Annotated in this window: 9 protein-coding genes; 6 read left to right on the top strand and 3 right to left on the bottom strand. The window is 67.8% G+C overall.

All coding sequences use genetic code 11. From position 1 onward, the window contains the following. The first annotated feature begins 76 nt into the window (after positions 1-76). The 4 genes from ribH to D7T59_RS16705 all read left to right on the top strand — a co-directional run bounded on the left by ribH (position 77) and on the right by D7T59_RS16705 (position 3,513). Positions 77-544 carry a 6,7-dimethyl-8-ribityllumazine synthase gene (gene ribH / locus D7T59_RS16720; protein ID WP_005408061.1) on the top strand — a complete coding sequence of 156 codons (468 nt, stop codon included), beginning with the start codon at positions 77-79 and terminating at the stop codon, positions 542-544. Next, a complete protein-coding gene (gene nusB / locus D7T59_RS16715; RefSeq protein ID WP_005408062.1) occupies positions 541-1,020 on the top strand; it encodes a transcription antitermination factor NusB in 480 nt (159 codons plus the stop codon). Before ribH ends, nusB begins: the two co-directional genes overlap by 4 nt. A 434-nt stretch (positions 1,021-1,454) precedes the next feature. After that, positions 1,455-2,417, top strand: a complete 963-nt coding sequence (gene thiL / locus D7T59_RS16710) for a thiamine-phosphate kinase (RefSeq protein WP_180852893.1) — start codon at positions 1,455-1,457, stop codon at positions 2,415-2,417. Further along, complete coding sequence (locus D7T59_RS16705; protein ID WP_180852894.1) at positions 2,377-3,513, top strand: fimbrial protein; 1,137 nt, start codon at positions 2,377-2,379, stop codon at positions 3,511-3,513. Before thiL ends, D7T59_RS16705 begins: the two co-directional genes overlap by 41 nt. 37 nt (positions 3,514-3,550) lie before the next feature. Here the strand turns inward: D7T59_RS16705 and D7T59_RS16700 are convergent, their stop codons facing one another. Together D7T59_RS16700 and D7T59_RS16695 are read right to left on the bottom strand one after the other, a co-directional pair. Continuing rightward, positions 3,551-4,273, bottom strand: coding sequence for a fimbrial biogenesis chaperone (locus D7T59_RS16700; RefSeq protein WP_180852895.1), 723 nt, complete (start codon positions 4,271-4,273; stop codon positions 3,551-3,553). A 56-nt stretch (positions 4,274-4,329) separates the two neighbouring features. Continuing rightward, complete coding sequence (locus D7T59_RS16695; protein WP_180852896.1) at positions 4,330-4,845, bottom strand: fimbrial protein; 516 nt, start codon at positions 4,843-4,845, stop codon at positions 4,330-4,332. 290 nt (positions 4,846-5,135) lie between these two features. Between D7T59_RS16695 and D7T59_RS16690 the strand changes: the two genes are divergently transcribed. Next, positions 5,136-7,670 (top strand): fimbria/pilus outer membrane usher protein, encoded by a 2,535-nt coding sequence (locus D7T59_RS16690; RefSeq protein WP_180852897.1) that lies wholly within the window; start codon positions 5,136-5,138, stop codon positions 7,668-7,670. 31 nt (positions 7,671-7,701) lie between these two features. Further along, on the top strand, positions 7,702-8,202 hold the full coding sequence (locus D7T59_RS16685) for a fimbrial protein (RefSeq protein WP_258013152.1): 501 nt from the start codon (positions 7,702-7,704) through the stop codon (positions 8,200-8,202). Between the two features lie 15 nt (positions 8,203-8,217). Here the strand turns inward: D7T59_RS16685 and D7T59_RS16680 are convergent, their stop codons facing one another. Continuing rightward, entirely contained in the window at positions 8,218-11,157 is a 2,940-nt protein-coding gene (locus tag D7T59_RS16680) for an ATP-binding protein (RefSeq protein WP_180852898.1), read from the bottom strand. Positions 11,158-11,234 lie beyond the last annotated feature (77 nt).

The raw sequence follows: 11,234 nt of genomic DNA, 5'->3' as shown, positions 1-11,234 counted from the left end.
GCCCGGCACTACCCACGGGCGCCCCGGGGCCCATCCACGCTAGAATTACCCCCTAATCGAATCCCCCAAGCCGCATATGAGCCACTTCGAAGGCGATCTTCGCACTCCCGAGTCGGCGCGCTTCGCCATCCTGGCCAGCCGCTGGAACGCCCGCATCACCGACACGCTGGTCGCTGGCGCCCGCCAGAGCCTGGCCGGCAACGGCATCACCGAAGCCAACATCGACGTGATCCGCGTGCCGGGTGCCTGGGAACTGCCGCTGGTCGCCGCGCGCCTGGCAGCCGCCCATGAACACGCCGCCATCCTCACCCTGGGCTGCGTGATCCGTGGCGACACCCGCCACTACGAACACGTGGCCGACCGCTGCGCCGAGGGCCTGATGCGCGTGCAGCTGGACTTCGGCGTGCCGGTGCTGAACGGCGTGCTGGCGGTGGAACGCGTTGAAGACGCCGAGGCCCGCGCAGGCGGCAGCCACGGCAACAAGGGCGAGGAAGTCGCACTCGCCGCATTGGAAATGGTCAACCTTCTGGAGCAGCTGCCATGAACAAGAACACCCAGGGCAAGCCCTCCGGTAAACCCGTCCGCCGCGATGGCGTCGACCCGGTGCTGCGCTCGCGCGCGCGCCGCCGTGCCGTGCAGGCCATTTACGCCTGGCAGATCTCCGGCGGCAACGCGCAGTCGCTGATCGCCCAGTTCGCCCACGAGCAGGCCCGTGAAATCGCCGACCTGGCGTACTTCGAGGCGCTGCTGCATGGCGTGCTCGACAACCGTCGCGACATCGATGAAGCGCTCGGCCCGTACCTGGACCGTGGCATCGAAGAAGTGGACGCCATCGAACGCGCGGTGCTGCGCCTGGCCGCATACGAGCTGCGCTACCGCCTGGACGTGCCGTACCGCGTGGTCATCAACGAAGCCATCGAATCGGCCAAGCGTTTCGGTTCCGAACACGGCCACACCTACGTCAACGGCGTGCTGGATCGTGCCGCCGTGGAATGGCGCAAGGTCGAATCGGGTCACTGACCCGGTTCTGCTTCGGACGGGTGCCAACCCTGGTTGGCACGGTTGAAGACCCGCTTGAACGTTGAGTGGTGCGGGAACCTGCTGTGATCGTTGAATGGTGCGGGAACCTGCTGTGATCGTTGAATGGTGCGGAACCTGCTGTGATCATTGAATGGTGCGGGAACCTGGCTTGGTAGAGTCGACTGTTAGTCGACTGCTTTCCGATCAGCGGTCATGATGTCGAACAGGAAGAGCAGTCGACTAACAGTCGACTCTACCCAGTCGACTCTACCCAGTCGACTCTACCCAGTCGGCACCACCCAGTCGGCACCACCCGATCGATTCGACCCAATCAGTTCCACCCAATCGGTTCCACCCAGCCGAAGTCACCCCATCGGCACGATCCGCCCGCATTCGCGCCCTCCGCCCATCCATGCAACCCGCCGGAGCGCCCCATGTCCCTGGCCGAATTCGCCCTCATCGACCGCATCCGCGCCCGCACCCTCGAGCGCGACGACATCGTGCTCGGCATCGGCGATGACGCTGCACTGCTGCAGCCGCGCCCGAACGAGCAACTGGTGGTCACCGCCGACACGCTCAACAGCGGCGTGCATTTCCCGACCGAAACCCCGGCCTTCGACATCGGCTGGAAGACGCTGGCCGTCAACCTGTCCGACCTCGCCGCGATGGGCGCGCGCCCGGCATGGTGCACGCTGGCGCTGTCGCTGCCGGAAGCGTCTGAAGACTGGATCGAGGCCTTCGCCGACGGCTTCTTCGCCCTGGCCGACCAGCACGACATCGCGCTGATCGGCGGCGACACAACGCGTGGCCCGCTGTCGTTGTCGGTCACCGCGATGGGCCAGGTCGGGCGCGGCCAGGCACTGCGTCGTGACCGCGCGCAGGTGGGCGATGACATCTGGGTCAGCGGCACCCTGGGCGACGCCGCTGGTGCACTGCAGCTGTGGCAGCAGGGTGCATTGAACGTGACCGCCGCCACGCTGCTGCCCGACTACGAAAGCCTGCGCCTGCGCCTGCTGCGGCCCACACCGCGGGTGACCCTGGGCCTGCGCCTGCGTGCGTTTGCCCATGCGGCGGTGGATGTATCCGATGGCCTGCTGGCCGACCTGGGCCATATCACCGCTCGCAGTGGCGTGGGTGCCGAAGTGGATGCCGACCTGCTGCCCATCTCGCACGCGCTGCGTGAACTGCTGGGCCGCGACGGCGCCCGCGACTGCGCGCTGCGCGGCGGCGATGATTACGAACTGTGCTTCACCGCCGCCGCCAGCCAGCGTGACGCGCTGCACTACCTGGCCGAATCGCTGGAGATTCCGCTCACCCGCATCGGTCGCATCGTCGAAGGGCGGGGCGTGCAGGTGGATGGTGAAGCCGCCGACGGCGGATACCAGCACTTCCGCTGAGGTACGCGCGCGCCGCGCGCATTCTGCAATTAGTTGCATGGTAAGCACGGTCGACGCTGCCTACGCTGCAGCGTCACTCCCATCGCGGTGGATCGTATCGCCGCCAGATTCCATGCGCTGCAATCACCCCTTCCGTCCGCATATCCGCGCCTACCCGCTGCTGATGGCCCTGGCGCTGCCGTCGATGGCCGTGGCCTGTCCGGTAGTGGTCCCTGAGGGCCTGCTGGACCACGTCTTCGACGTGCAGTACACCGATGTGCCGAATGTGCGGCTCGGCTCGCGCTCGGGTGCTTTCGTCTCGTTCGGACGCTGTACCGGCCGTGTCGACATGGATGTTTCCGGCCTGCTTGCCGGGCTGCGCTATGTGCGCGACATCAATGGCGAGCCGGCCTACGAGATTGTCTCTGCGCCGGGTTCACCGTTGATGAGCTTCACCATGGAAGCGCACGGTCCGAATGACGATCCGGACTTTGAGGGTGTGGAGTACTGGCATTCACTGACCCCGGATCGGCCGAAGAGCTTCGCTTGGTATGACAGCTCCCCCCAGGTCCAGCTCCGGGTGGAAGTGGTCCTGTACTCGCCGGGCGGCCCGTTGCAGCCGCTGCCGCACGCGACGCTGGGGACCTTCACCACCACCGTGCGCCAACAGCCCAGCAACGTAGTGCGCCAGCATCTGGCGCTGGGCGTGAACGTGCGCGGGCCGACCTGCACGCTGTCCGATGCGACCGTGCGGCTGGATGACATTTCAGCCAATGTGTTGCGTGCGGACGGCGACAGTGGAGGGCGGAAGACGTTCACGATGGACATGAACTGCCCGTTCGCGGGCACGCCGGTGAAACTGACGATGACCGACGCCAGCAACCCGGCCAACGTCACTACTGCCTTGGTACCTGCTGCAGGCAGTACCACCACCGGTGTTGCTATCCGCCTGCTGCGGGGAGGAACGATCATCCGCCTGGGCACCGAATGGAATCACGGCAGCAGCACGGCTGGCCTCAACCGGATATCGCTGGCGGCAGAATACCTGCGCATCTCCGGAGCCCTGAACACCGGCGTGCTGACCGGTGAGGCGGTGCTGACGGCCGACTATCGCTGAACCGTGCTGCCCGCCGGCAGCACGATCCGGGTGTCGGTCATCGACCTACGGCTGCCTGCGCATCGCGCGCGGTGCCGTAGTCATCCAGCCACTGGAAGCTGACCGTGGCTGGTATCGCCGTGCCGGTCGGCAGCGGCAGATCCACCTGCGCGCCAGGAGCGATCATGTCCACCTCCACGCGCTGGCCATCGGCCAGCGTCAGCGTACTGAGCGTCACGTGGTAGGCGCTCGGGTTGTACACGCGCAGCGACTGGCCGCTGGCCTGCCACTGCAACTGCCCGGCCGCATCACGCGCATGGCCTGGCAGGTCCACGGGTCGATGAAACAGCTTCACCCGCGTACGCACCGCGAACTGCAGCAGGTTCTGCCCATCTGCATCGGTCGGCTTCGGCGGAATATCCAACAGATTGAAATAGAACACCGATTCGCGATCGGTGGGCAGCGGCGTGTCCGAGGGGTGCGGCGCATGGGTGATGCGATACGCCTGGCTGTGTTCGGCGCGCAGCAGGCGCGGCTCGGCCGGTGTCAGCCGGAAGGGCGAGCGCACATGCTCCGGCCGCGCGTGGCTGTCGCCATCGTCGATCCAGACCTGGGTGAGTGCTGGCGCGGTGCCGATGTTGCTGGCCTTCACCGTGACATCGCGCCCGTGGCGGGCGTCATGGATGATGCGGGTGCCCTGCAGGGTCACTGCAGCCGGTGCGGGTGTTGATAGCGCGAGGGCCAGCGGTGCGGCCAGCCACGCTCTGGCGCGGACGTTCATGGGGAATCCTTGAAGAGTCGAGGAATCGCCCTGAGGACGATTCCCCGGTGAAGGGCTTACTTGTAGAGCACCACGAAGTCGCCCGATGCATTGGCCGAACCGGCGGTGGCGTTCTGGCCCGGCGAGGCGTACCAGGCGCTGTAATCCAGCTGGCCACTGGCGCCGGCGGCAATGGTCAGCCACTGCGTCGGCTCGTCGCCCAGGCGCTGGTGCGCACCGCTGGCGTCGTACAGCGCGACACCCACGTTGGTGGCGGTCGACGCGGCGGTCAGCGCAAGGTTGCCGGTACTGGCATGCGGCATGCCGCCAAAGCGCACGCCCACATCCTGCGAGGCACCCGAGCCACTGCAGTCCAGCTGGATGCTGAAGTTCTTCTGGCCGGCTCGGGTAGCGGCATTGACCGACACCAGGTCGACCTTGCCCATCGGTACGGTGATCGCACCGCCGGTGGACTGCACCGCGCAGGTGGAGGTGGTGAGTTCGCCGGTGATTTCCAGGCGTTCGGCGTGGGCGGCCGGGGCGATGGCCAGGGCGATCAGGGACAGGTACAGCAGGTGCGATGTGCGTGACATGGAAATGCTCTCCAGGGAAACAGGGATGTTGGCCGCCGGGCGAATGCCCGCCAGCAACCGGGGAAGTGTCGATGTCATCGCAGCGCACGAACATGCAACAAATTGCAAATCGGCACAGTCCGGAGCGGTCGCAGCGGCCTGCACGGGCAACCGGTCGGGCCCTGCCCGTGCAGCGCGGGCGGCATCGCCGGTGCATTCGCACGGCGTTTTGCAATTCGTTGCATGGTCGTTGCTGCCCGCAGCGTCTAGCCTCCCCGTCCCCGTCCCTGCCGGCCCGCAATTCTCCGTTCATGCCTGTGTCCACGCCTTCAATGCCGGTGCCGCTGCGCCTGTTCACTGCCATCGGCAGCGTTCTGGCGTGCGCGTCCGCATACGCAGCGCCTTCACTGGCGGTGGAGTTCAGCGACGGCTTCCTGCTGGGCGGGCAGGCCATCGACATGACCCGGTATGCGCGCGGCAACCCGTTGCCCGCCGGCGATTACGCCGTGGAAGTGCTGCTCAACGGGCAGTTCCTGCAGCGGGCCGACATCCACTTCGCCCTGCGCGATGATCCCCATGTCGCCGAGCCCTGCCTGCCACGCGGACTGCTGCCGGCATTGCAGCTCACGCCCGCGCTGAACGCGGTGCTGGCCGACGGCGAGGGCCCGTGCCTGGATCTGACGGCGGCGGTGGCGGCGGCGACCGTCAGCTTCGACAGCAGCACCCTGCAGCTTCTGCTGACGGTTCCGCAGGCCGCGCAGGCACGCGAAGCGCGCGGCCATGTCGCCGCGCACCTGCGCGATCCCGGCATCACCGCCGGCTTCGTCGATTACCACGTCAACCATCATCGCAGCCAAGGCTCGGACAGCAGCTACGCGGGCCTGCGCGCCGGAGTGAACTTCGGCCACTGGCGGCTGCGCCATCGTGCCTCGATCACGCACGGGCGCAGTGGCACGCGCCACACCGTCATCGGCAACCAGCTGCAGCGTGATCTGCCGCAGTGGAACAGCCAGCTGATGGTGGGGCAGGGTACGACCGGGGGCGAACTGTTCGACAGTGTCGGCTTCAGCGGCGTTCGCGTCGCCACCGACGAACGCATGCTGCCTGACTCGGTGCGCGGGTACGCGCCCGTGGTGCGTGGCATCGCCGAAGGCAATGCGGTGGTCAGCATCCGCCAGAACGGCGTGGTCATCCACGAAAGCAATGTGGCTCCCGGCCCGTTCGTGATCGAAGACCTCTATCCCACACACTTCGGTGGCGATCTGGATGTCACCGTCACCGAAGCCGATGGACGCACCCAGCGCTTCACCGTGAATTTCTCGGCGGTGCCGCAGGCGCTGCGCGCGGGCACCTCGCGGATGAGCGCCGCGGCCGGTACGTTGCGAACCCGCGATGGGCACCTGCAGGCGCTGCGCTTTTCCGAGGCCACCTACGCACGCGGCCTCAACAATCATCTGACCCTGTTGGGTGGCGCGCAGTGGGGCGAGGGCTATCAGGCGCTCCTGCTGGGCACCGTGGTCAATACCGCCGTGGGCGCCTTCGGTGCCGACATCACCCATGCGCGTGCGCACCTGCCGGAAGGGCAGGCCCACGGCAACAGCTACCGGGTGAACTACCAGCGCTACCTGGCCGACAGCGGTACCCACGTCGGTCTGGCGGCGTACCGCTACAGCACGCAGGGCTACCGCACGCTGGGCGAGGTGGCGCAGGTACGCAGCGACGACTGGGTGGACACCGGCCGCGCGCGCCAGCGCTATCAGCTCAATGTCACCCAAGCGCTGGGCACGCAGAGCGCGCTGACCCTCAGTGGTGGCCGCATCGCTTACTGGGGCGGTGGTTCACGCCAGAACGACGTGCAGTTGGCGCTGCAGACCCGCGTGAGGCGCGCCAACGTTGCCCTGTCCGTACAGCGCTACCACACCGGCGAAGGCCGCCAGGACACCCGCTACGCGTTCAACGTCAGCGTCCCGCTGGGCAGCACCGCGCAGGCGCCGCGCCTGGGCAGCCAGCTCAGCCACTCGGCGCGTGGCGGACAGGCACAACTGGGGGTGACCGGGGCGCTCGGCGAGCGTCGCGCGCTGACCTACAGCCTGTCATCCAGCCATGGCCGCAACGAAGACAGCAGCCTCAGTGCCTACGCCGCCTACCAGGGTAATCACGGCCATTTCAATGCGGGGTACAGCCGCAGCGGCCACCAGCACAGCCAGACCCTCGGCGCCAGCGGCAGCGTGGTCCTGCATCCCGGCGGCATCAATAGTGGCGCGCCGCTCGGCAATGGTTTCGCGGTGGTGCAGGCCAAGGGCGCCGAGGGTGCGCGCATCGGTACTGGCCAGGACCTGCGCGTGTCGCGCAACGGCCATGCGCTGCTGCCCCATGTCAGCCCCTATCGCTGGAACCGCATCGACCTGGACCCGGCCGGGTTGCCGCTTGACGTGGAGTTGCTGCAGACCTCGCAGCGGGTGGCCCCCACCGCTGGCAGCATCGTGCGCGTGGCTTTCGAGGTGCGCCGTGAGCGCACGCTGTTCATCGACGCCACCGATGCGCTGGGCCAGCCGCTGCCCTTTGCCGCCCGCGTCGTCGATGACGCGGGTCAGCCGCGCGGCGCGGTCGGGCAGGGCGGCATCATCCAGCTGCGCGGTGCGCAGGCTGAGGGCGCCCTGATCGTCGACCCGGACGGGCGGGGCCGTTGCCGCCTGGAATACCGGCTGCCCGATGCACCCGACGCCTACGGGCTGTCCTGGAGCCAGGCCCAATGCCTGCCCTGGGCGCCGCCACCGCCGCTGTTGCAGGTGCAGGCCCACTTGATCCACGCGATGCCCGGAGCCCTGCCTGCTCCGGTGCAATGACGCGTGATCCTTGTTACTACTGGAGACCGATATGTCCCGCACTGCCGTACTGATGTTGCTGCTGGCCACACCCGCAGCCGCGCTGGCCGATACCGCCACGCTTTCGATCACCGGGCGAGTGCTGCCCGGCACCTGCACCCTGGCCGCGCCGGCCATCACCCTGGACCCGGTCAAGGCTGACGAGATGACAGCGGCCACGCCCAGCAAGCTGAAGACCGGCACGCTGAACTTCACCGGCTGCGTGGGCGTGGCCCGTGCGCGGCTGTCCTTCGACGGCACCGCGGCCGATGGCGATGCACAGCGTTGGAAGAACACCGCCAGTACAACGCCCGCTACGGGCGTGTCCATCGCGCTGTTGTCCGGTACCAGCGGCAATACCTATCTGAAGAAAGGCGATGCCGATATTCCGGTGACCGTATCGGGCGCCACGGCCAGTTACCCGCTGCGCGCGGGCTACTACATCGCCACCACCAGCGGCATCAATGCGGGCAACATCTCCACCGAGATTGTCGTCACCGCCGCCTACGACTGAAGATCCAGCGCCTCATCACTTCGGCGTTTCGAAACCTTCCACGCTGGTCGTGACCCATGCGATGGCCTCGACAACACTGGCCATCGCCACAGCATCCGCTGCGCCGGTGGCCTGCAGTGACTGCTCGGCCCGTTGGCAGGCCTGCGCGGCATCCTTCTGCCCAAGAAAGACCAGGGCCCCGGCAAAGCTGTGCAGCAGGTCGGTCATCGCAGTGGAATCGCCCATGTCCATGGCCTGGCGCAGTGAATCCAGATCCCGGCGTGCCGTTTTCAGGAAGGCATCGCGCATCTGCGCCAGCACGGCGTCGCTCATCAGCGGCGTTGCCGCGGTGGGCACCGCGTGCCACAGATCGATGGAATGCAGCGCGGCCTGCAGCGCATCCAGATCCAGCGGCTTCAGCAGCAACCGCATCACGCCGGCCGCACGTGCCCGCTCAGCGTCGTCGGGCAATGCACTGGCGGTCAGGGCCACGATGGGAACGCGGGCGTTGTCTGCGCACAGCCTGCGTGCAAGTGCGTAGCCATCCATGCGCGGCATGTTCAGATCGGTCAGGACAAGGTCGAACCGGCCGTCACGCCAGCATTCCCACGCTTCAATGCCGTCTGTGGCGGTGGTCACTCGCCAGCCCAGCGCCTGCAGTTGCGCCAGCGTCACATCTCGGCTGATCACGCTGTCATCCACCAGCAGTGCGTGGCCACCCGGCAACTGCGCACCCACTGCGGGATTCACCGTGGGCGAGGTCGACGCCACGGCGGTGGCATGCGTTGCCGGCACCTCCACGTGGAAGCAACTGCCCGAACCGGGCGTACTGTCTACACCCACCGTGCCCCCCATCAGCTCGGCAAACCGCTGGCACAGCGCCAGCCCCAGTCCGCTACCGCCGTGCTGCCTGCCGGCATCGGCCTGCACGAAGGGCGTGAACAACGTCGCCTGGTCCTCGGCGGCGATGCCTGGCCCGGTGTCGCAGACCTCGAAGCGCAGGCCTTCGGTCCCGTCGGGCCGACCGCGGGCATCAACGCGGATCGTCACTGTTCCCGCATCGGTGAACTTCAGCGCATTGCCGACGAAGTTGTTGATGATCTGTGCCAGCCGATGGGCATCGGCGTGGTACGCCGCTGCCACCGTATCGGCGCTCTGCACCACCAGCTGCACCCCCTTGGCCGCTGCCTGTGGCCCGAACAGGGTGGCGGTCTGCCGCAGCAGGGCGCGCGGGTCGAAGGTCACCGGTTCCAGCTGCATCAGCCCCGCTTCGATGCGCGACAGGTCCAGCGTGTCATTCACCAGCCACTGCAGCACGCCAGCGGCGGCGCGCGCGCGCGCGGCGTGCTCCTGCGCCACCGCTGCCATGGGCTGGCGTGCAAGCAGTTCCAGATGCCCCAGAACACCGCTGAGGGGCGTGCGTATCTCATGGCTGATCATCGCCACGAAGGCGGTCTTGGCGTGGTCGGCGGCTTCCGCATCGTGGCGGGCCTGCTCGGCGTGGTGGCGCGCGTCCAGCAGCCGTTGCCGGGTTTCTTCCTGCGCGGTCACATCGGTCACGGCAAAGACCCAGATCGCCCGCTGCTGGTAGCGCGAGGCGGCGACGATGGATCGCAGGAAACGAGGGGGCGTGCCGCCATCGTCGGCAGGTGCCTGGAAGGGCTGCCCCTGGTCCCTGCTGCCGACGTCCTGCAGCAGGTGCTGCACCAGCGCCGTCAGGCCGTGGTCGCTGCTGGCCGCCAGCTGTTCCAGCGCCTGGTTGTGCAGGATCAGCTGCCCGCTCTGCTGGTCCAGCAGGCACAGGCCCACCGGCGAGGTTTCGATCAGGGACCGGCTCAACGCCTCGCTTTCATGCACGCGTGCAGCCTGCTCCAGCGCCGGCCGCAGCACGCGCCGGTCCACCCGCAGCAGCACCGCCCACAGCGCGCCCAGCAGTACGGCCAGCATCAGCGCAGCCGCCAGCAGATAGACGCGTTGCGTGGCCCAGACGTCGGTCCAGCGGTAGGACCGTACCAGCACCCAGTCCACACCGCGCAGCGGCGCTGATACCTCGAAGCGGTGGTTGCCGTTCAACGGTTGGCTGGCCGGCGGTGCCTCTGTGGCAGTGGCATGCAGCACGTCGCGACCCTGCCGGTCCACTACCTGCCATCCCCCCGCAGCGGCTTCGGTCAGCCGTTCGTGCAGCGCATGCAGCGGCTCGAACGTGAGGCGGTGGGCAAAGGGCGTGCCTTCGCTGCGCAGGCGCATCTGGGTCACCAGTGCGTCCTGACCGGTAAATGGATTGCGCCCGTAGTACACACGCAGGCGCCCGCTGGGCAGGGCGATTTCGGTGCCTGTTCCCGCATCCTGCCAGCCTTCGTCGGCGGTACGGCGCAGTGCGGCCAGGGCCTGTTCGCGGGTCTGCATGCCCATGGTGCGCAGCAGCTGGGCTTCGTCCTGCAGCCCGGCCACCGCGAACAGGCGCCCTTCCGGTTCGTAGGTGTAGGAAATAAGCGAGGTGGGCGAATCCTGCGCCGCCACCGTGGCGGCCATGTAGGCCGAATAGGTTTCCACCATGCCCAGGAAAGCGGCCTGAGCCTGCGGTGCAAGGCGGCGCTGCGGTGGCGACACGGCCAGCCAGGGAACCGACAGTGCGCCGGGCGCCAGCACCTGTACCTGGCCCTGCTGCGCCGCCAGGCGTTCGGCGAGGGGCATGCCGCGGGCCACCAGTACGGGCTGCTGCGTCGCCCACAGGGTGGTATTGGTGTTCAGGCTGGCGACGTAGGCGCGCCTGCGTTCGCCAATGTAGCGGTCCACGGTCTGCAGGCCGCGGCGCAGGGCATCACGCTCTTCCTGGTGCACGGTTTCCAGCCGCAGCCACAGGGCCGCAGCGCCGGCAGCCAGCAGCAGTACGGTCAGGATCGCGCCGCCGCCAAACAGCACCCTGCGTTGCAGGTGTCGCAGGGTGGCAAGCACGGAGTCGGTCGGTGACGCCATGGCACAACCCTGCAGATAGGGGCCCGCGCACAGAGTGCCGGGCACGACACGCCCGTGCAAGCGGCGGCCCGGCGGTC

The sequence above is a fragment of the Stenotrophomonas maltophilia genome (assembly GCF_013464915.1).
Classification (GTDB): Bacteria; Pseudomonadota; Gammaproteobacteria; order Xanthomonadales; family Xanthomonadaceae; genus Stenotrophomonas; species Stenotrophomonas maltophilia_AT.
This window is presented reverse-complemented; position numbering and strand designations above follow the sequence as displayed.